18 protein-coding genes are annotated in these 20,578 nt (G+C 64.2%); 10 read left to right on the forward strand and 8 right to left on the reverse strand.

Features of this window, described 5'->3' with window-relative positions; genetic code table 11:
• The first annotated feature begins 94 nt into the window (after positions 1–94).
• The 3 genes from AC1L6K_RS13285 to AC1L6K_RS13295 all read left to right on the forward strand — a co-directional run bounded on the left by AC1L6K_RS13285 (position 95) and on the right by AC1L6K_RS13295 (position 1,860).
• The gene (locus AC1L6K_RS13285; RefSeq protein WP_480949335.1) at positions 95–871 is read left to right on the forward strand and encodes a helix-turn-helix transcriptional regulator; all 777 of its coding nucleotides are present in this window, start codon (positions 95–97) and stop codon (positions 869–871) included.
• Between the two features lie 65 nt (positions 872–936).
• Positions 937–1,449 carry a PQQ-dependent sugar dehydrogenase gene (locus AC1L6K_RS13290; RefSeq protein WP_480949336.1) on the forward strand — a complete coding sequence of 171 codons (513 nt, stop codon included), beginning with the start codon at positions 937–939 and terminating at the stop codon, positions 1,447–1,449.
• A gap of 15 nt (positions 1,450–1,464) precedes the next feature.
• Positions 1,465–1,860 carry a PQQ-dependent sugar dehydrogenase gene (locus tag AC1L6K_RS13295; protein WP_480949337.1) on the forward strand — a complete coding sequence of 132 codons (396 nt, stop codon included), beginning with the start codon at positions 1,465–1,467 and terminating at the stop codon, positions 1,858–1,860.
• Here the strand turns inward: AC1L6K_RS13295 and AC1L6K_RS13300 are convergent.
• From AC1L6K_RS13300 to AC1L6K_RS13310, 3 genes are read right to left on the reverse strand one after another with little or no spacing between them, the layout of a single operon-like run.
• Entirely contained in the window at positions 1,850–2,758 is a 909-nt protein-coding gene (locus tag AC1L6K_RS13300) for a sugar phosphate isomerase/epimerase family protein (protein WP_480949338.1), read from the reverse strand. The two genes, AC1L6K_RS13295 and AC1L6K_RS13300, sit on opposite strands and share 11 nt — an antisense overlap.
• On the reverse strand, positions 2,755–3,999 hold the full coding sequence (locus AC1L6K_RS13305) for a dihydrodipicolinate synthase family protein (protein WP_480949339.1): 1,245 nt from the start codon (positions 3,997–3,999) through the stop codon (positions 2,755–2,757). The genes AC1L6K_RS13300 and AC1L6K_RS13305 overlap by 4 nt, the downstream gene beginning before the upstream one ends.
• A 2-nt stretch (positions 4,000–4,001) precedes the next feature.
• A complete protein-coding gene (locus AC1L6K_RS13310; protein WP_480952772.1) occupies positions 4,002–5,135 on the reverse strand; it encodes a Gfo/Idh/MocA family protein in 1,134 nt (377 codons plus the stop codon).
• A gap of 262 nt (positions 5,136–5,397) precedes the next feature.
• Between AC1L6K_RS13310 and AC1L6K_RS13315 the strand changes: the two genes are divergently transcribed.
• Complete coding sequence (locus tag AC1L6K_RS13315; protein ID WP_480949340.1) at positions 5,398–6,471, forward strand: LacI family DNA-binding transcriptional regulator; 1,074 nt, start codon at positions 5,398–5,400, stop codon at positions 6,469–6,471.
• 52 nt (positions 6,472–6,523) lie between these two features.
• Positions 6,524–6,946 carry a pyridoxamine 5'-phosphate oxidase family protein gene (locus AC1L6K_RS13320; RefSeq protein ID WP_480949341.1) on the forward strand — a complete coding sequence of 141 codons (423 nt, stop codon included), beginning with the start codon at positions 6,524–6,526 and terminating at the stop codon, positions 6,944–6,946.
• A gap of 49 nt (positions 6,947–6,995) precedes the next feature.
• Here the strand turns inward: AC1L6K_RS13320 and AC1L6K_RS13325 are convergent, their stop codons facing one another.
• A complete protein-coding gene (locus tag AC1L6K_RS13325) occupies positions 6,996–9,725 on the reverse strand; it encodes an HNH endonuclease signature motif containing protein (RefSeq protein ID WP_480949342.1) in 2,730 nt (909 codons plus the stop codon).
• A 36-nt stretch (positions 9,726–9,761) separates the two neighbouring features.
• Entirely contained in the window at positions 9,762–10,307 is a 546-nt protein-coding gene (locus tag AC1L6K_RS13330) for an AMIN-like domain-containing (lipo)protein (protein ID WP_480949343.1), read from the reverse strand.
• Between the two features lie 218 nt (positions 10,308–10,525).
• Between AC1L6K_RS13330 and cyoE the strand changes: the two genes are divergently transcribed.
• Entirely contained in the window at positions 10,526–11,545 is a 1,020-nt protein-coding gene (cyoE, locus tag AC1L6K_RS13335) for a heme o synthase (RefSeq protein ID WP_480949344.1), read from the forward strand.
• 195 nt (positions 11,546–11,740) lie between these two features.
• Positions 11,741–12,430, forward strand: a complete 690-nt coding sequence (locus tag AC1L6K_RS13340; protein ID WP_480949345.1) for a hypothetical protein — start codon at positions 11,741–11,743, stop codon at positions 12,428–12,430.
• A gap of 29 nt (positions 12,431–12,459) precedes the next feature.
• Here the strand turns inward: AC1L6K_RS13340 and AC1L6K_RS13345 are convergent, their stop codons facing one another.
• Positions 12,460–12,888, reverse strand: coding sequence for a universal stress protein (locus AC1L6K_RS13345; protein WP_480949346.1), 429 nt, complete (start codon positions 12,886–12,888; stop codon positions 12,460–12,462).
• A 115-nt stretch (positions 12,889–13,003) separates the two neighbouring features.
• The gene (locus tag AC1L6K_RS13350) at positions 13,004–15,469 is read right to left on the reverse strand and encodes a transglycosylase domain-containing protein (RefSeq protein WP_480949347.1); all 2,466 of its coding nucleotides are present in this window, start codon (positions 15,467–15,469) and stop codon (positions 13,004–13,006) included.
• 302 nt (positions 15,470–15,771) lie between these two features.
• On the opposite strand from AC1L6K_RS13350, the gene AC1L6K_RS13355 reads away from it, so the two are divergent.
• The 3 genes from AC1L6K_RS13355 to AC1L6K_RS13365 are packed head-to-tail and all read left to right on the forward strand — an operon-like array spanning position 15,772 to position 17,891.
• On the forward strand, positions 15,772–16,392 hold the full coding sequence (locus AC1L6K_RS13355; RefSeq protein ID WP_480949348.1) for an L-threonylcarbamoyladenylate synthase: 621 nt from the start codon (positions 15,772–15,774) through the stop codon (positions 16,390–16,392).
• A gap of 40 nt (positions 16,393–16,432) precedes the next feature.
• Complete coding sequence (locus AC1L6K_RS13360) at positions 16,433–17,029, forward strand: Dps family protein (protein WP_480949349.1); 597 nt, start codon at positions 16,433–16,435, stop codon at positions 17,027–17,029.
• A 10-nt stretch (positions 17,030–17,039) separates the two neighbouring features.
• Positions 17,040–17,891, forward strand: coding sequence for an SDR family oxidoreductase (locus tag AC1L6K_RS13365; protein WP_480949350.1), 852 nt, complete (start codon positions 17,040–17,042; stop codon positions 17,889–17,891).
• Positions 17,892–17,906: 15 nt separating this feature from the next.
• Here AC1L6K_RS13365 and hrpB read toward each other — a convergent pair whose 3' ends face one another.
• Complete coding sequence (gene hrpB / locus AC1L6K_RS13370) at positions 17,907–20,576, reverse strand: ATP-dependent helicase HrpB (RefSeq protein ID WP_480949351.1); 2,670 nt, start codon at positions 20,574–20,576, stop codon at positions 17,907–17,909.
• Between the last annotated feature and the right edge of the window lie 2 nt (positions 20,577–20,578).

Raw genomic sequence — 20,578 nt, forward strand, 5'->3', positions numbered from 1 at the left:
GCCGTGGCGGCGGTAGAATATACGCACATTGCGCACGAAGTTCTGCCTGGAATTTTCAGCCGCATTGCAGCCGTTTTATTGAAGAAATCAGGCGATGGGCACGTACATTTCGCTGCGTCAGCTGGAAACCGTGGTGGACCTGGTGGGGGGCTTGGATTCGCTGACCCGGCCTGCACAATTCCCCGGCTTTGTGGTGCCGGCACTGGCCTCCCTCATCGGTTGCGACGCCGCCACCTACAACGAAATCGGCCCCCAGGGAGTCACCTGCCTGGATTTTCCCCACGGCAGTCGTCGCATTGATACCCGGGAGACCTTTGCCCTGTATGTGCATGAACACCCGCTGGTCAACCACCACAGAAATTCCGCCGACGGAAGACCCGTGAAGATCAGCGACTTCATGGCAGCCCCACAGTTTCACCGCCTGAACATCTACGAGCACTATTTTCGGCCCATCCCGGTGGAGCACCAAATTGCCATTACCGTCTCTGTCCGGGGCCCCACCGTGATAGGGATAGCACTGAACCGCAGCAGGCATGACTTCACCGAGACAGACCGCGAGCTGCTTACGGTCCTGCACGGTCCCTTGGCCGATGCATACACGGGGCTCCTACGGACAGCGGAACTGCGGGAGCAGTTCACCGCCGCGCCCGGGCGGTCGCTGAAGCAGCTGACCCCGGCGGAACATGCCGTGCTGCGGCGTGCCGCATCCGGTGCCACCAACGTCGCCATCGCCCGCCAGCTCGGCTGCAGTCCACGCACGGTGGCCAAGCACCTCGAGCATGTCTACAGGAAGCTGGATGTGGTGGACCGCACCGCAGCTGCGGCACGCTACGCGACGGACAGCGCCGCCTGGAAAGTCGAATTGCCCTGATCAAAGGGCGCAACCACCCGGCACGGACTCTGCTGTCGGATCGCACCCTGCAGTAGGCTCGTCGCATGAGCCACCGCGGAGCCCGGCGTGACCGTTTGCGGCGTCAAGTCCGCCGCCATCACACGATTGCCATCCTGGTGGCCACGGGGCTTCTTTTGTCCGCCTGCCATGCACCTTCCCCGGCGCCGCCCGATGGGACCGGGAATTCCACGGGGGATATTGCCACGGGACTGGAGGCACCCTGGTCCATGGTCTTGCTGGACGACAGGAGCCTGCTGGTCAGCGAACGCGACAGCGGCCAGGTGGTGGAGGTGTCCCCTTTGGGCGCCAAGCATGCGCTCGGGCAGGTGCCCGGCGTCGTGCACCAAGGCGAGGGCGGGAGGCTGGGACTGGCCCTGTACGCCTACCTGGCCACGGCCGAGGACAACCGCGTGGTGCGAATGCCGCTGCTGGGCGAGTCCGGCAGCCGGACCCTTGGACCGGCCACCCCCATCATCACCGGCATCCCCAAGGACAACCCCGTCCCGGACGGCCCGGTCTGGAGCCTTGGCCACCGCAACGTGCAGGGGCTTGCCTAGGATGAAAACGGGCGCATGTGGGCCTCCGAGTTCGGCCAAAACACGTGGGACGAACTGAACCAGATCCGGGCCGGCACCAACTACGGGTGGCCGTCGGTCGAGGGCACAGGCACAGGCACAGGCGCCCAATTCACCGACCCGGTCCTGGCGTGGCCCACGTCGGAGGCCAGCCCGAGCGGCATCGCCATCACGGGGACCACCCTGTACATGGCGTCCCTGCGCAGGGAACGGCTGTGGGAGGTCAAGCTCGACGGCGAACCCTCCGCCCGCGCGCGCCTCACCAACCAGCTCGGCAGGCTCCGTGACGTCGCTTTAACGCCGGACGGCCGTCTGCTTGTCCTGACGAACAATGCAGACGGCCGTGGCGACCCGGCCCCGGGCGATGACAGGATCGTGGAGATTACACGCTGACAGCCGCCAGGTGCGGTGCCACCAGTTCGGCGTAACGTGCCTTGACGGTGTCAACAACCTCGGCGTAGGGCAGGTTCCAGATGTCCGCGTTGAAGATTTCCACCTCAACCACACCGTTGTAGCCGGCCTCGGCAACCCACTGGCCAATCGACGCGAAGTCGATGACGCCGTCGCCCATGAATCCGCGGGACAGCAGCGCATCTGCGGCGATGGGGAGGTTGAAGTCGCACACCTGGTAGGAGGCGATGCGGCCCTCGGCGCCGGCGCGGGCGATCTGCTGCTGCAACGACGGGTCCCACCAGACGTGGAAGGTGTCAACGACGACGCCGACGGCTGCAACCGGGTGCGGCGCCGCCAAGTCCAGGGCCTGACCCAGGGTTGAGAGCACGGCCCGGTCTGCGGCGTACATGGGGTGCAGCGGTTCCAGGACCAGGCGGACGCCGTGCTCGAGGGCGAACGGGACGAGCTCGGCGAGGCGGTCGGCCACGCGCTGCCGGGCCAGCACAAGGTCCTTGCCACCGGCAACGGCGGTTGCCCCGCCGCCGCCGTCAACGGCACCGGGAGCAACGCTGAAGTCGGGCAGCCCGCCCACCACCATGATGATTTCCGTGGTGCCGAGCGCCTTGGCCTCCAGGATCGCTGCCTTGTTGTCCTCGAGCGCGGCGGCCTGGCCTGCTTCATCCGCCGCGGTCAGGAAGCCGCCTCGGCACAGGCTGGACACCTGCAGGCCGGACGCATTGACCATTTCAACAGCTGTTTCCAGACCAACGTCGGCCACCTTGTCGCGCCATAAGCCAATGTGTTTCAGGCCCGCGGTGACGCTGAGGTCGAGGGCTTCTGCCAGTGAGGCCTTCTTGATGGTGGCCGTGTTGATGGAGAGCCTTTCAAAGGCGCTCATGCGTTGGCCCCTTCCAAAACGGCTGACTCCACGCCCTTCGCCACGGAGGAAACTCCCGCCGCGTTGAGGAACACGCACATGCGGTGCGCTGCCAGCCCGGGATTGAGCAGCAGCCCGGCCGTGTTGGCGAGACGGAACAGCTTGACCAGGTGGATCAGGTCCCGCCCGGCGTGCAGGCCGCCGATCATTTGGAAGCCGGCCTGGTAGCCGTTCAGCCAGGCGAGGAAGACGATGCCCGTCTTGTAGTAGTAGGTGGGCGCCTCGAAGATGTGCAGTCCCAGGTCACGGGTGGAATCGAGGATGGCACGGGCTTCGGCGGGGCGGCCGGCGTCGTACTCCTGCAAAGCGGTAGAGGCGGCGGGGGCGATCGCGGCAAAGATGCCCAGCAGCGCATCCGAGTAATGCGTGCCGTCGCCGGCAATCAACTCGGGGTAATTGAAGTCATCGCCCGTGTACAGGCGCACGCCCCCTGGAAGGCTGGCCCGCAGCGCAACCTCGTGTCCGGCGTCGAGCAGGGAAACCTTCACGCCGTCAACCTTCGCGGCGTTCGCCTCGATGAGCTGCTGGAACGTGGCGGTGGCTGCGGCGACATCTTCGCTGCCCCAGTAGCCGGCCAGGGCGGGGTCGAACATGGTGCCCAGCCAATGCAGGACGACCGGCTCCCTGACCTCGGACAACAGCGTGCCGTAGAGCTTCAGGTAGTCCTCGGGGCCGCCGGCGACCTTGGCGAGGGCACGCGAGGCCATGATGATGACCTTCGCGCCGGACGCCTCGACGACGGCGATCTGCTCGCGGTAGGCGGCCAAAACCGCAGCCAACCCAGCCTCGCCGGGTTCGACGTCGGCCGGGTTCAGCTGGTCGGTGCCGGCACCGCAGGCCAGGAGGTCGCGGACAGTGCGCTCCGGCGTCGCAATGAGAGCGGCCTCGGCGGCGGAGCGGTTGATGAGCTGCTGCGTGGCGGCCCAGTCCAGGCCCATGCCGCGCTGTGCGGTGTCCATGGCGTCGGCGATGCCCACGCCCCAGCTCCACAGCTCGCGGCGGAACGCCAGGGTGGCATCCCAGTCGATGTCGGCCGGGGCGCCCGGCACATTGTTGCCCAGCACCTTCGGGGTGACGTGCGCGGCGGCGTACACCTTGCGGGAGGTGAGCAGGTCGGTGGGCTTGCGCCACGGGCCGGTCGCATTCAGCGTCAGGGCTTCGAGCTCACCGGTGGCGAGCGGAAGAGTGATTGAAATGGTCATGGTCAGAGCTCGATTTCCGGGATGTCCAGGGTGCGGCGCTCGGCGGAGGACTGCAGGCCGAGTTCGGCGAGCTGCACACCGCGGGCTGCAGAGAGCAGGCCGAAGCGGTGTTCGCGGCCGGCGACGACGTCACGCAGGAATTCTTCCCACTGCAGCTTGAAGCCGTTGTCGAGGTCGGCGTTGGCGGGAACTTCCTGCCACTGTGCGCGGAAGGACTCGGTGACGGGCAGGTCAGGGTTCCAGACGGGCTTGGGCGTGTGGGCGCGCTGCTGGGCAACGCACTTGTTCAGGCCGGCGACGGCTGAGCCGTGGGTGCCGTCGATCTGGAATTCCACGAGTTCGTCGCGGTAGACGCGCACGGCCCAGGAGGAGTTGATCTGGCCGACAACCTGGTCTCCGGCCGGGGTTTCCAGCTCGAAGATGCCGTAGGCGGCGTCGTCGGCAGTTGCCTTGTACTCGTTGCCTGCCTCGTCCCAGCGTGCCGGGATGTGGGTTGCGGTCTTGGCATTGACGGACTTCACCGTGCCGATGATGCCCTCGAGGACGTAGTTCCAGTGGCAGAACATGTCAGTGGTCATGCCGCCGCCGTCTTCCTTGCGGTAGTTCCAGGAGGGGCGCTGGGTGGCTTGGTGGTCGCCTTCAAACACCCAGTAGCCGAATTCGCCGCGGATGGACAGGATGCGGCCGAAGAAACCTTCATCGACGAGGCGGCGCAGTTTGACCAGGCCGGGCAGGTACAGCTTGTCGTGCACAACGCCTGCGGTGATGCCGGCGGCCTGGCCGATGCGGGCCAACTCGATGGCTTCTTCCAGGGTCTCGGCGGTGGGCTTCTCGGTAAAGATGTGCTTGCCGTTGGCCATGGCCTGCTTCAGGGTGGCCGCGCGCAGACTGGTCATGGATGCGTCAAAGACGACGTCGACAGTGGGGTCGGCGATGATCGCGTCCAGGTCGGTGGTCCAGTGTTCAACGTTGTGCAGCTCGGCCAGTTCCCGGACCTTGTCGGCATTGCGTCCGATGAGGATGGGTTCGATGGCCACCTTGGTGCCGTCTTCAAGGATCAGGCCGGACTCGCGCAACGGCAGGATGGAGCGCAGCAGGTGCTGGCGGTAGCCCATGCGGCCGGTGATGCCGTTCATGGCAATGCGGATGACCTTCTGCTTGCCTTCCTTGATGGCTCCGGCGTCAGCGGCAGACGGAACCGCCTGAGCCTTGGTTGCAGCGGCCTGCCCGTTGGTTGTCGTAAGCGTCACTGATTTCTCCCGGATGTTGTTGTCAGCACGAACCGGAAAGTCCGGCGTGGCCTGAAGTTTGGAAAGCGCTTTCCAATATATGCTGAAGTTATCCCCGGGTCAAGGCACAATTGTTGCCCCGGACACATTTCTTAGACAAGGAACCCCTGTGCCCGTAAAACTCACTGAAGTGGCCCGGCAGGCCGGCGTCTCGCTGGCCACCGCATCTCGTGTGCTCAACGGGTCCAGCAGGACCCCTGCCGCCGACATCGCTGAACGGGTCAAGGCTGCAGCCGAGGAACTCGGATATGTGGCCAACGCCCAGGCCCAGGCTTTGGCACGGTCAACCACGGGATTGGTTGGGCTCGTCGTCCATGACATTGCAGATCCCTATTTTTCCGCGATTGCCCACGGCGTACAGCAGGCGAGCCTCGACACAAACCACCAGGTGCTTTTGGCAGGGACTGACATAGAAGGCGACAACGGCTCACCCGGCGGTGCCGAACTGGCCGCCGTGAAGGCCTTCATCGCCTACCGGACCGATGCCATCATTTTGGCCGCCTCCAGGCTTCTGGACGAAGACCCGCGGTTAATCAAGGCCCTTTCCCAGTACATCCAGAACGGCGGACGGGTTGTCACCCTGGGCGTTTCCAGCATCCCGGAAGCCCAGGTGGTGAATGTTGAAAACCACGGGGGTGCCTCAGCTCTCGCCGGCGCCCTCCTGAAACAGGGAGTCGGCCGCTTCGTGATTTTGGCTGGCCCCCACGAACGCAACACTGCCCGCATCCGCGTTGAAGGCTTCACCGAGCGTCTCGCACAAGCTGGCCTTCAGCCGCTCGCCGTCGTGCATGGGGCATTTACCAGCCAGGGCGGTTACGACTCCACGCTGGAATATCTGGACGCAGCGGGTTCCGCTTCGGAAGTGGAAGCGGCCTTGAAGGCAGGCGGCAGCACCCCAATGTGCATCCTGGCCGCCAACGACGTCATGGCACTTGGTGCCATGACCGCCCTGCGATCACGCGGCCTGCGCATTCCGGAGGACGTTCAGGTTGCCGGTTTTGACGACATACCCACCTTGCGCGACCACTACCCCGGCCTGACAACATACCGCCTGCCGCTTGAAGATATTGGGCGGCTGGCGGCCCACCTGGCACTGGTTCCTGCAGCAACGCAGCCACCTGCTGTCACGGGAAGCGTTGTCCTGCGCGAGAGCGCTGGCGCAACCGCTCCGGAAGTCAGCTAGCCATGCACCGCAACCGTGGCGGTGGCGGGCACTTGTGGGGGATAATCACCACATGACTACAGAAGAGCGGCCCGGCGTCAACATGTCCAACGAGGATGCATGGCGGTTCCTTGAACATACTCGCTTCGGCAGGCTTGCACTCAGTGTTGCCAATGAGCCCGACATTTTCCCCATCAATTATCTTGCCCATGACGGCAAACTGCTCATGCGGACAAATCCGGGGACGAAACTGGCGGAGCTGACGATCAATAGTTCGGTGGCCTTTGAGATCGACGGCCTGGCCGAAGTTGAAGCGTGGAGTGTCGTCCTCAAGGGCACAGCCCGCGTTTTGGAATCCCAGACCGAGATCGACGCAGTGAGCCAGCTGCCGCTCTCCGCATGGCCGCAAACTTACAAATACACCTTTGTGGAAATCGTTCCGACAAGTGTTCGCGGGATGCGTTTCGAGCTGGGCTCGGAACCAGAGCGGTACTAGTCCTCGGCCGCCCTGGTGGCGCTGATGCGGCTCCCCCTGTTTGTGCTGTTCAGTACCCTGTGTCTGGGTTGCTGGTGAGGTAGTCGTTGATGGTTTCTTCGTCGAGGGCGGCTTGTTCTTCGTCGGTGGCGAAGATTCCCGGTGGCGGTTCCGGCAGGGCTTGGGCGTAGGGGTTGTAGTCCTGGTCGGAGCCTGGGATGTCGGCCTCGTCCAGGAACTCAAAGTCCAGGAAGTCCAGAGGATCCTGGGGGTCCTGGGGGTTCTGAGGGTCTTGTAGCTCGGCGGCATTGTCGGGGCCGGCGGTGGGTTGGGGCTCGGGGTGGTCGTGGAGGTCTTGCGTCCCGAGGTTCTTGTTGATGTGTTGCATCAACCATTCCGGGTAGACCGGTGGTTGCGTGTCACCGATCTTCGGCGGGTAGTACCGCCCCGTCGGTGACGTCCACCCGACACCCCCGTTGACCATGACCGGTGTCCAGCCGCGCAGGCGCACCGCTTCGCGTTCCGGGCTTTGATCTGTCCGGCACTCACCGGTACGGGTCCTGTCGTCCTTGAAATGCTTCAGGACGTGGTGGCGATGACACAACGTCTGAAGGTTGTCGTAAATGGACCGGCCACCGTGTTCGAACTTCTTGATGTGGTCGACCTCGCAGTTCGTGGCCTTCACCAAACACCCCGGAAACTGGCAGTACTCATCCCTGATCTGCAGCATCGTACGCATCGCTTTACCAATCCGATACCGCTCCGGGGCCACATCAAGGGGCTCATTACTGATCGGATCAACCAACACCCGCAACAACGACGGGGCCCCTGCCGCCAAGTGCCGGGCGACTTCCATGCTGATCGGCCCCGACCCCTCCAACCACGCAGGCTCATTCGTCGCCCCCAACAACGACAACACAGGAATCAACACCACCGGGGTGACCTGCGGCATCGGCGGCCACACCGGCCCCACCGGACTGTTGCCGGTACTGCTGCTGCTGCTGGTGGCGGCACCGGTGCCGGTGGCTCCGGTGACCGTACTGGTGTTGGTGTTGCTCGCAGTTGTCCCCTCACCACCGGTACTGGGGTCCAGGTCCGCACTGTTACCGCTACCGGAGCCGGTGTTGGTGCTGGTGTTGGTGTTGGTGGGGGCTGGGGTGAGGGTTGGCGGTATCGCTGTCGGGTCCCAGTCGGGACCGTTACGGATATCGGGGTCCCTGAAGCCGGGATTGGAATAGTCTGGGTCGTCAAAGACAGGTATCAGCCCGGCAGGGATCTCCACAGCACCAAGATCCGGGTCCGGGCCAGGGTCCGGGGGCATCCCGCCGGCTGCCGAGTACGGGTCTGTGGGGGCGAACCACGGCCCCTGGCCATCACCAGGCACCACCACGACACCAGCAGCTGTAGAAACCACCACACCTCCAACGCCCTCGGAAGCATCAGTAGCCTCGGCGGTACCGGCGGTACCGGCAGTGGTGGTGTTGGGTTGGGCGGGGGCGTGGATCTGGTTTTCGGCCATGGTCTGGTGCAGTAGCAGGGATGCGGCGATATCGGCGCGGAGCTGGGTCAGGGTGCGGTCTTCGTGGGGGCCCTGGGCTGCTTGGGCGGTTTGGGTGCATTGATCCCAGATACCTTCAATGGTCGGTGCCGGTGCGTACAGGCTCAGCCATGACATCCCGTCCCGGGAATGCCTCACGCCCAGGCGCCGCTGACCATATTCGCGCCGGGTCCGCGGGGTGATCGTTTCCGGGTAAAACCGTTCACGCCGGCGCCGGGCCTTCTCCCTGAAACTGGGCACAGTGCAATCGACGGCCTTGCCCAGCAAGAACTGCTCAAACCCATCAATCGTTTCCTGTGGTGATCCGGTCTCGCGCAGCAAGCTGGTTTCCTCCGCGATGATCACCGCGTAGTCCCAACCCAACCCGCCACTGCTCAAACACGCCATCGTGGCCGGTAAATACTTCACGAGCGTGCCCGCGTGCAGGATCAATTCCCCCGCGACACTCTCGGACACCGAGAGGATCCCCGCCAGATCGGCCCGCATCGACATCTGCGCCAGATCGCCCTGCCACGCATCAACACCAAGAATCCCACCCTCGAGCACCGCCGTGGACTCAAGACGGGCAATCAACACCGCAGCCAACGCCGCGCACTGATTCTGATGCTTATGCAACGCCGCGATCGCATCCGTGCAACCATCCATCAACGCCCGCACACCCTCCAAACGCGACCCCACACCACCAGCACCAGCGGAGTCAACAGATCCAGCAGTGGCAGGAGAGTCAGAAGGGTCAGAAGGGCCAGAAGAGCTGTCAGTCTGGTGGCCAGCACCGGCGGTGGCGGACTCAGCAGTGTCAGGAACCTCGGCAGTGCCGGCAGAGGGGCCACCAGCAGTGCGATCGCGGCGGCTACCACGGCGGGGCTCGGGAAGCGGCAAATCAGGCAACCCGGCCATGGCAGCAATGTCAGAGGCAAGGGGTTCAATAGTAGGAAGAGCAAGCCCGGCAATCAGGTCCGCCACACTCGATGTGGTGGATGAATCATCCCGGCCGACCGGGAAATTCTCTGAACTGCCCATACCACTATTATAGCCTTTATGTCTGGGAAGCAACACGGTTATCCACAACTTCCCAAATATATTTCTGAGGTCGTCACCACGGGCGTTTGGACGCCAGCGGACTCGTTCCAGCCTCCCCGCGACACACTTGCGCGGCACAACTACGCGACGCAACTGACCGCCCCATGCGCCCATGAAGAAGCCCCCGTAGCTGTTGAGAATTTTCAACAGATACGGGGGCATTCACATCAGGCGTGTCAGTCCTAGCACGGCCGACTGCTACCAGCGGTGGGCCACATTAATGACAATGCGGGTGGTCGCCCCGGGCCCGTCGAGAACGAACGTATTGAAAGGCAGTCGGGCCCGCACGCCCAGCCCAAATGTGGTCCTGCCTTCGTAGCTGGCTGCCATCGCCACTTGGCGGAACGTCGAGTAGCCAGCTGTGTTGACAACTTCATGCTTATTGGCCGGCAGGTAGGTAGCTTGCCCCCAGGCGTTGTAGGCCGGCGCCACCACGGTCACTTGAAGGAACGCTCCCCCTCGCAATGGAACGGTTGCGCCGCTGCCGGGATTCGCGACTGAGGTCACATAGCGCACGTTGTAGCCCGTGGCATGGCCTTGGATGTCAACAACCAAGCTGTCGTAACAGGCGTGCTGGCCGGCCCGGACATTCATGATGGTGGCAATCGAACCGGTGCCGGCCGCCTTTGCGAGCGAACCCCACGTGATGCCGCAGAACGGGGCAGCCTGGGCGGGTGCAGGAGCGATCATGATGAAAGCGGCAAGCAACCCCAAAATTGCCAGCCAGGTCTTGACGAACTTCATTGAAAACACCTCTTTGGGAGATATGTGAAACCCAGGTATTGGGTGATTAAACGCTATGCCTGTTGCCGGGTGCGCGCACTTGTTTGAGTGAATTATGGCCGAACCGATGCACCGTGAGAACGTCCGGTGGGAAGTGTTACCCAGATCTCCCTGGGCACCTGTTTGTTACCTTGGACGATAGGCTGGACACAATCCGTTTTCACCTTTGGAGCTCCCCCATGACCCCGCGCAGTTCGTCCAACCCCTCCCCGCAGGGTCTTTCGCCGAACAACAGTAGGGACGACAGCTGCAACAACGTGAACAGCGGCTTCGGCGGTATTGGCACCGACGGCAAGGACAGTGCCTTGGCCGCACGTGCCACCGGCAACTCCTGGAAGTCGACGCTGCTTCGCTACTATTCCCTGGCCAAGCCGCGGGTCCTTTACGGCAACGTCCTGACAGCTGTGGCAGGTTTCCTGTTCGCCAGCCCCGGCCACGTCGACTGCCTGCTCTTCGTCGCGGTCTGCCTGGGCACGACGCTGGTCATCGGCTCCGCCTGCGTGCTCAACAATGTCCTTGACCGTGACATCGACACCCTCATGGCACGCACCAAGAAGCGCGCTTCTGTAACCGGAAGCGTGGTTGCACGCAACGCTGTTATCTACTCAGCAGCTCTGGGCCTGGCCGGCATCGCCACTCTTGCCGCCTGGACCAACGTCCTCGTCGTTGTTGTGGGACTCGCCGGGTTCCTTGCCTACGTGGTGCTGTACGGCATGTTGTCCAAGCGGATGTCCATCCACGGCACACTCGTAGGCAGTATTTCGGGTGCCGCACCGATTCTGGGCGGCTATGTTGGCGCCAGCAATGCCCTCGACGCCGGCGCGGCCATTGCCTTCCTCATGTTGTTCTTTTGGCAGCTCCCCGCCTTCTACTCGATAGCCATCTACCGCAAGGCCGAGTATGCGCGCGCCAACGTGCCTGTCATTTCGGTGGTCCGGGGCATCGCCAACACCAAGGTCCAAATCCTTGTCTACGCAGCGGTTTTTGTGGCTGTGTCACTGCTGCCGCAGCCGTTTGGCTACACCGGCTGGACTTACACGGCCGTCATGACTGTCCTTGGTGCCGGTTGGCTGGTCATGGCGGTGCGGGGGCTCAATTCCTCCGACAACGACGCGTGGGCACGGCTGATGTTCCGCTATGCCCTCATCATGATGTGCGCCATTTCCGTGATGCTCTCGGTGGGGCCCCGCCTGCCATAGCGTCGGAGGGCCTGGCAGCCCTGAGCAGTTTGGTGGGACGGGCAGCCTGACGGGATGTGTTGCCACCAAGCCCTTTGCCTGTCCCTTGACCTGCGGCACAATTAGGCCTGCAATGGAGTAGGGCCACAAATAGCGTTGGCCCGCTCATTGCGTCCGGTCGGCGCCGCCCGGATCTTGCGCCCGGAGGTGCCGGAAATGATTTACTTCGTTCTTGCAGTGCTTGTCACGGTCACGGCCGCGGCAACTGTGTGGCTTGTCCGCACACGCGCCCAACAGGAAAATGATCCCGACTCCGCCTTTTGGTATGCCTTTAGCGGACTGTGCGTGCTGCTGCCGATGATTCTCATTCCTGCCCTGACGAACAACTTGTTGTCCATCAGCCTGTTCACCCTGGCGGTTGCATCTGCAATCGCCACCCACAGGGAGCTCAGGCGCCGTCAGTCCCTTGCAGCCGCCGCCGGTCGTCGTGGGCGGCTCAGTTCAGCGCTGTCCGCGGCCACCGCCCAGCACGACGCCTTGATCACGCAATGGAGCCGCTACGAACTTGATCCCGGTGCCACCATCGAATTCCCCACCATGACCGACGTCCGCATTCCTGAGACGTCGGCCCTGATCCGTGCCGTTGCAGCCGCCGCCCGGCTCCGGCCGGCTGACCTCGTCATCCATGGCCTGGACATCGTCGGCGTCGGCTCCCGCACGTTCGGTTCCCGAGCTTTGGGCTCCCCGGTCTTGGGCACCGACATCGTGGAGACTCGGGCGCTGGACACGGACGACGGCGTTGCCGACTACCAGCGGGCCGTCACCGAGCTGGCTGCCGCCCTGGCGACGGCGGAGCATGCAGCCCACTGCTGCCGCGAACCCTTGCTTGATGAGCGTCCACTCTGAACAGCTGTCCGCCACACCTGCAGCACCGGCTACGGCACGACCAACACCGGGACGGAAGACTGGTTGACGACCGCGGCGCTGACTGAACCAAGCAGCAGGCCCAGCAATGCGCCGTGGCCCCGCCGCCCGACAACCAGCATGCGGGCGCCTTCGGAGAATCCGACGAGGGCACCAGCTGGCTGCCCCTGAATCAGGCGGGCAGAAACGTTGTCCGGAACGCGCTCGCCAAAAGCCTGGAACAAGGCGTCGCTCAGAATCTTGCGGGCTCCCTCTTCGAAGCTGCCAATGCCAAGTACGGCATAGCTGGCATGCTTTGCGGGGAGTTCCCAGACGGCCACGGCTTCCACGAAGCCGCCGAGTTCGACAGCCAGCCTGGCGCCTTCCCTCAGTGCGTTCACGGATGCACTTGAACCATCGACGCCAACGACCATACGGACCTCTGATGCAGTTTCAGACACGAGTTGCTCCTTCGCATGACGGGCCCTTCCCGTTGGGCCTCATTCTCCTGCACAAAACACAAAGGTGGTAACTTGCCGAGCGCAATGACCCATGGGTAAGGCCAGGGGAAGGACGCTACGGCGCTGCGGGAGGCTGAGTTGGAATCTCCTGGCCGGGCGGTTCGGGTGCTGCCGGCTTCTTGGGAACTTCCGGGCGGGTCGGTGGTTCGGGGGCCGGCACTACGGGTGCTGGCTGCTCGGGTGCCGGCTGTTCCGGCGTCGGCTGTGATTCCGGTGCTGGCGCCTCTGTCGGGTCAGGTTCCGGTGCAGCTGGCGGCTCAGGTGCAACAGGCGGTTCGGGGGCCACCGGACGAATCGGGGCGTCTCCCGGTTTCGGGTCGTTCACGCCTGCGTACAGGGCCGCGGTCGGCTGGAGCATTGACGCCGGCGGCGGGGCAAAAGGCACTGCTGCATAGGCTGGATTGGCGGCAGCGGCGTTCATGACAGCTGCCCATTGACCGCCTGCCAGGTCGGCCCCGTCAACCCCGGCGTAGTACCTGCCGTTGATGACAATGTCCTGGTTCACCCATTCGGGGCCATTGCCCTGGTAGCTCCCAAAAAATGAAGCGGTGACGAGCCCCTTGGTGCCGCCGATGGTCCAGGTCTCGATGTTGCCGTCTGTCGTTCCGGTCTTGGCGAACGCGTTCGATTTGTCGTCCAGCGGGATGTTCCAGCCTGATCCACGCGTAAGCACGCTTTGCAGCGCGTAGGTCACGCCGGCCGCAACCTCGGGCGTAACTGCCTGCTTGCAATCAGCCCCGGGGACGGGGAGCTTGTTGCCTGCGGCATCGGTAATTGAGACCAAGGCGATCGGGTTGCAATGCATGCCGCCGCTGGCGAAGGTGGCAAACGCCGTCGCCATGTCAAGCGGGGCCACGTTCTGGGTGCCGATGAGACTGGAAATCTCGGACATGTCGTACGGTTCGTTGGTCCGGCCGTTCTTCACTCCTGCCGCCGTGGCCATCTTTTGGATATTGCAGAAGTCCAGCTGGGTTGCCGTTTGGAAGGTGACGGTGTTGATGGAGCTGTACAGGCCCTGGTAGGCGCTCATCGAGTAGTAGTGGTCGGGATCGTCGTTGGGCAGCAGGAAGGAGGACGGGACAGCCGGGTCGTAGGCGCCGGAAACCGGCCCGCAGCTGTTCTTCCACGGATAGCCGAGGGGGTACCTCTGCACGGCGCCGTTGATGCTCGTCATCATCGAGTGCCCGCTGTTGAGCCATTCAGCAAAAATAAACGGCTTGAACGTCGACCCGATCGGGAAGCCGCCCGCACCGTGCAACGTTTGCCCACCCACGTCGTTGACAGGAAGGGCGAAGTTGCCCATGTAGTTTCCCGGTGCCGTGGCCGGATCGAAGACAGTGTTTTGTGCCATCGCGACAACCTTGCCCGTGCCTGGCTGGACGCTGACGACGGCGGCCCCCCGCTGGAGCGGGTCGGTGGCACTCATGGTGCCATTGGCTTGTTCCTGCGCCACGTTTTGCAGCGACGGTTCAAGCGTTGTTTGGATGGTCAGTCCGCCCTGGTACAGGACCTTGGTCCGCTCTTCAGGCGTTGCCCCATAGGCCTTGTCATTGAGGATCAGCTGCTGGACATAGTCGCAAAAATACGGTGCCGTTGCTGCGGCTGCGCAGCCCTGGGGGGACTTGGTGACTTGCAGTTCAAGGGGCGTGGCGACGGCTGCGTCATAGTCTTTTTGGTTGATCTTGTTGTGTTGGAGCAGCCTTGCCAGCACGTCGTTGCGGCGTTTCACGGCATTCTCCGGCTGGGTGACCGGATCGTAGTAGCTGGGCCTGTTGACGACACCGGCAAGAACCGCAGCCTGCGGGAGGGTCAGATCCTTGGCCGACGTGTTGAAATACAGTTTCGACGCTGCTTCAATGCCATAGGCCCCGTTGCCGAAGTAGATGATGTTCAGGTAGCCGGTGAGAATCTCATCCTTTGACATCTTCTTTTCCAGGCCAATGGCCAGCTTCATTTCCTTGACCTTGTCAACGACCGTCTTTTCCATGCCGAGTTTGGCTTCATCGGTCTTGCCGTCGGCAACCAGCTGTTCGATCAACATGTTGTTGACGTACTGCTGGGTGATGGTTGACGCACCTTGGCGGCCACCCTTGACAGTGGCCACGAGGGCCCGGGCAATGCCGGTGGGATCCACTCCCCCATGTTCGTAGAATCTTGCATCTTCAACGGCAACGATGCTGTTCTTGATGAACGGGGACATGCCCTCCAACGGGACTATTCGCCGGTCCTGGGCGTACAAAGTGGCGATGGTTGAACCGTCTGCCGCCAAGACATTTGTGTTCTGGGCCGGTGCCTTGAAGTCCAATGACTCGGGGACGACCGAGAGGAATTTGTCAGCCCCGCTAAAGGCAGCTGTGGCCAGCGCTCCTGCCGGGAAGAACAAGGCAGCGACGAGCACGCCAACTACTCCACACACGAGGAACAAACGCCCCAGATTGGCCAGGGCACTGCCCGGACCCAGATCCACTCCACGTCCCGCAACCCTGAACGAGCTGGTCTGCCCTGCTGATTTGTTGGCCATTGTGCCGATTATCCCTTAGTTGCCTGTCGTGCTGTTCCCCTGCAGCGTCATGCAGTTTTTCAGCATCCGACACAAGTATTGTCCAGATTCCTCTTAAAAGTTGGGAGATAGCTGGAAATGGACGGCAACTGCCTCCGGGAACCAGCCCTTGGGGATGCCGGCCCCGTGAAATCCCGGCCTTGGGGAAGGCAAAAGAATTTACCCAATCTTTATGATGCCCGCAGGCTCCAGCTAGGGGCCCAAAGCCGCCGACTCCAGCACCAAGGGAGGCGCAGGAGCCGGAGTGGTCGTATGCTCGGGTCATGGCTAAATTCTTCGACATTCATCCCGACGATCCGCAGGCGCGCTCCATCAGCCAGATCGTTGCCATCCTGCAATCCGGCGGACTGATCGCCTATCCCACGGATTCCTGCTACGCGCTGGGGGCCCAGCTGGGCAACCGGGAGGCGCTGGACCGCATCCGCACCATCCGAAAACTGGACAGCAAACACCACTTCACCCTGGTCTGCAAGGACTTTGCGCAGCTCGGACAGTTTGTAATGGTCGACAACGACATCTTCCGCAGCATCAAGGCGGTGACTCCCGGCCCGTACACGTTCATTCTGCCTGCCACCAAGGAGGTGCCCAAGCGGCTTGCCCACCCCAAGAAAAAGACTGTGGGTGTGCGCATCCCTGACAGCCGCCTGATCCACGCCATCCTTGAGGAGCTGGGCGAACCAATGCTCTCCAGCACGCTGCTGCTGCCCGACGAGGAGGAGCCGCTGACCCAAGGCTGGGAAATCAAGGAAGCGCTGGACCACGTGATCGATGCCGTCATCGACTCCGGTGATGTCGGCGCCGAACCGACCACTGTGGTTGATTTCTCAAGTGGTTATGCGGAGGTTGTGCGCCGGGGCATGGGCGACCCCGCCCGCTTCGAGTAAATTCGAGCCGCTTCAGAACATCTGACCCAAAGGAGTTGCCATGGCCGCCAAGAAAACTGCCCACGCAGGATACACAGTTCCCGGTTTGTCATTGCGGGACGGACACCGGGTGGCCGCCTTGCTGCAAGCGAGGCTGCACGCCCTGAACGATCTGCAGCTCACGCTCAAACACGCCCACTGGAACGTTGTGGGCAGGGATTTCATCGGCGTCCACGAAATGCTTGACCCGCAAATCGACCTTGTTCGGGCCATGGTGGATGCAACTGCCGAGCGGATTGCCACGCTTGGTGTGTCCCCGAACGGTCTGCCCGGCGCACTGGTCACTGCCCGCTCGTGGGATGACTACTCGATCGGCCGCGCCCACACCTCGGCCCATCTTGGTGCACTTGACCTCGTCTATACGGGTTTCCTGTCCAGCCACCGGCAATCCCTGGCAGTTGTCCGCAAGCTCGATCCCATCACCGAGGACATGATCATCGCCCAATGCGCGCAGTTGGAACTGTTCCAGTGGTTCATGCGCGCGCATTTGGAGGACGACGCCGGACACCTCGCCACTGACGGCGCCAAGACGGAGCGTGCGGCTGCCGGCAAGACGAAGCCGGGAAAGAAGCAGGAAAAAAAGCAGGGGAAGAAGTAGGGACGCCGAGATGTCTGCCGAACCAGCTGTTCCGAAAGAAATTCCTTATCCCCGCACGGCGATAGTCACCGGGGCCGACAGCGGCATTGGCAAGGCAACCGCCGTCGCGCTTGCCCGGGACGGATTCGACGTCGCCTTTACCTGGCATGACGACGAGGCCGGGGCCGCAGACACCACCGCCACCATTGAAGGCCTCGGGCGGCGCACCTCGTCGCTGTGGCTGGACACCACCGAGCTGCCCAGCTGCGCGCCGGCCGTGAATCGGCTTGCCGCAGAGCTGGGGCCGCTGGGCGTATTTGTGAACAATGTCGGCGTCGGCCTGATCAGCCCGGTCCTCGACACCGCGTACGAGGACTGGCAGCGCATCCTGGACACCAACCTCAACGGTGCGTTCCTCTGCCTGCAGGCTGCCGCGAAACTGCTCGTGGCCGGTCAGTCCGGCGGCCGGATCGTCGTGGTCACAAGCATCCACGCCCACCAGCCACGGTTTGGGTATGGCGCCTATTGCGCGTCCAAGTTCGGACTCGACGGACTCACCAAGACGCTTGCCGTGGAACTGTCCGAGCACGCGATCACCGTCAACGCCGTTGCCCCCGGGGAAATTGCCACCCACCTGGGCCAGGCTGAAACCAGGCACCCGCACGACATTCCCCGTCCCGGGATTCCCCTCGGACACGCCGGCACGGCCGAGGAAGTGGCCGGCGTCATCGCCTTCCTGGCGTCCCCCGCCGCCAGCTATGTCACAGGTGCCAGCTGGGAGGTCGACGGCGGCATGGCAGAGGTGGGTGCCCAGGCAAGCTCGCATCTGGCCGACAACGACTGGCGCCAGGCCACCCGGAAGGGAACCAGCCATGGCGGGTAACCGGGAGGACGATGCCTACATCCTGCTCTTCAGCTTCGCCGTCGCCGGCGCCGTCCACGGGTCTTCGGGCCATGGATGCTTCGGATAGCGGCCCCGCATCTCGGACCGCACCTGCGCGTACGGTCCGCTCCAGAAGGAAGCCAGGTCGTCGGTCACGGCCAGCGGCCGCCTGGCCGGTGACAGCAGGTGGAACAGGACACGCACGCGGCCGTTGACCAGCCGGGGAGTGTCAGCCAGCCCAAAACATTCCTGGAGCTTGACGCCGACAACGGGAGGGCCGCCGTCGGACACGCCAGGGTAGTCGATCCGGATCCGGGACCCGCTGGGCACAGCCAGGGTTTCGGGGACGAGTTCCCCCAGCTTGGCGGCCTCCGGCCAAGGCAACAGCCGCCGCAGGGGATCCGTTAGCGAGAGTGCCTGCAACGACCTGCCGGCAGCAACGCCTTCAAGCTCAGGACCCAACCATTCGGGCAGCCGCCCAAGCAGCGCTGCATCGCTGACATCGGGCCACGGTGCCCCCAACTCGCGGTGCAACAAGGCAAGCCTGCGGCGCAGGGCGTCGGCCGTGCCGGTCCAGGTAAGCATGCCAAGGCCGTCCCGGGCCAGTGCCGCGGCCACTGCATCCCGGCCCTGGGCGACACTCGCCTTCACGGGTGTGGACGACAGCAGCACAGCGCCCAGGCGGCGTTCCCTGCGGGCCGTGACCTTGCCATTGGTGAACTTGGCGGCCACCTCATCCTTGAACATGTGCGCCGCAGCCGATTCAGCGTTCTCTTGGGACAGTGGCGCCGCGGCACGAATGACAGCGCCGGTCCCCGCAGCGTCGCGGCCGTCGGCCCGGGCAACCTCGGCCACGGCCAGCCACTCGTGCCCGGTCAGGGAACTCCCGGATGGCAGCCCGGCCCGCGTGCCGGAAGTCAACAGGTACTGGTTCCCCGCAGCACCGGCCACCAACCTGCCCACCCTGTCGGGGAAGGCAAGCGCGACGACGAAGCCGACCACATCGGCCCTGCCCACATCGGGTGCGGCCGGTTTGGCACGGTCTTGTGCGCCCCCGGTTTGTGCGCCGCTGCCGTCCTTGCGCACCAGCTGTTCCAAGCGGCGCACTTCCTGGCTCCAGCGCCGTGATCCCGGGTCGCGCCCGGAGCGCATCGACGCCAACGAGGCTGTCAGGTCCGCCCCTGGTGCCCGGCTGTCGCCCGACACCAGCGCAACAATCTCGGCTGCAGCCTTGGCTCCCACCACCTTCGCTCCGTCCAGCAGTGCCCTGGCCAGGCGCGGATCGGCGGGAATGTTTGCCAAGGTCTTGCCCAGGTCCGTGGCGTGTCCGCGGCTGTCGACGGCGCCCAATTCGCCCAGGACGGCAACTGCTGCTGACATCGCCTGCGCGGGCGGGGCGTCGGGAAGCAGCAGGCCCTCCCCCGCGGGCGCACCCCAGCAGGCCAGGATCAAGGCGGCCCCGCTGAGCTCGGCCACAGCAATCTCGGGCATCGGGTGGGCCGGAGCAGCGGCGAAAGTTTTTTGGTCATAGCAACGTACAACGGTGCCGGGGCCCAGTCGGGCCGCACGCCCCGCCCGCTGTTCCGCAGAGGCACGGGACGTGGAAACAGTGACCAGCCCCGTCATGCCCCGTGCGGCGTCACGCCGGGGTTCCCGGGACAGCCCGGAATCAACAACCAGCCGCACTCCCGGCACTGTCAGCGACGACTCGGCCAGTGACGTTGAGACGATGATGCGCGGCTGCCCGCCGGGCTCCCGCGCCGAGACGGCCCTGTCCTGTTCCCGTGCTGGCACCTGGCCGTGCAGCTCAAGGACGTCTGTGCCCTTGGCCGTGGACCTCAGGCGGGCGGCAATGTGGCCCACTTCCCAAGCACCCGGGGCAAACACGAGCGCATCAATGTCGGGGTTTCCGGCCACCGCGGCGGCATGGGCTGCCGCAGCCGTGTCGGCCACGTGGTCAAGGAAGGCCCGGGTGATGCCGCGCTGGTCAAAGCGCGCCACGGCCGACGGCGCCCACCGCACCTCAAGGGGGTGCAGCGCCGACGGGCAGTCGACAACGGGGGCCGGCGACCCGCCGTCGGGCTCCCCCAGCAGCCGCGCATAGCGCACCGCGTCAAGGGTCGCCGACATGGCCAAAAGTGTCAGGTCGCCGCGCAACTGCCGGACCTCTGCCAGCATGCCGAGCAGCAGGTCGGTGTCGAGGCCGCGCTCGTGCACTTCGTCAAGCACGACGGCGGCCACCCCTTCCAGCGCAGGGTCGCGGAGCAGGCGGCGCAGGAGGATGCCGGGGGTGAGAAATTCGATGATGGTGCCGGCGCTGGTGTGGCTTTCGCCACGCACCGTGTATCCGACCCTGGCACCCAGGGCCGAGCCGTCGAGGGCGGCCAAACGCCTGGCGGCGGAGCGGACAGCCACGCGCCGGGGCTGGGTGACGATGATTTTTCGCCCTGCCCGGGCGTCGGCGTTGAGCACATTGGCCACAAGCGGCGGCACGAGTGTTGTTTTGCCCGTGCCCGGCGGAGCCTGGACGACAGCCGCGGCACCGCCAAGCGACGTGCCGTCCGTACCGGTGCCGGTGAACACTCTCGCCAGTTCGGGCAGTGACTGGGCAAAAACCAGCCCCTGCCCAAGTCTGGAAAGATTAAAGGGGCCGCCGGGATGCGCCATCTCGGCGGCGTCTGGCATGT

The sequence above is a fragment of the Specibacter sp. BI4 genome (assembly GCF_056680095.1).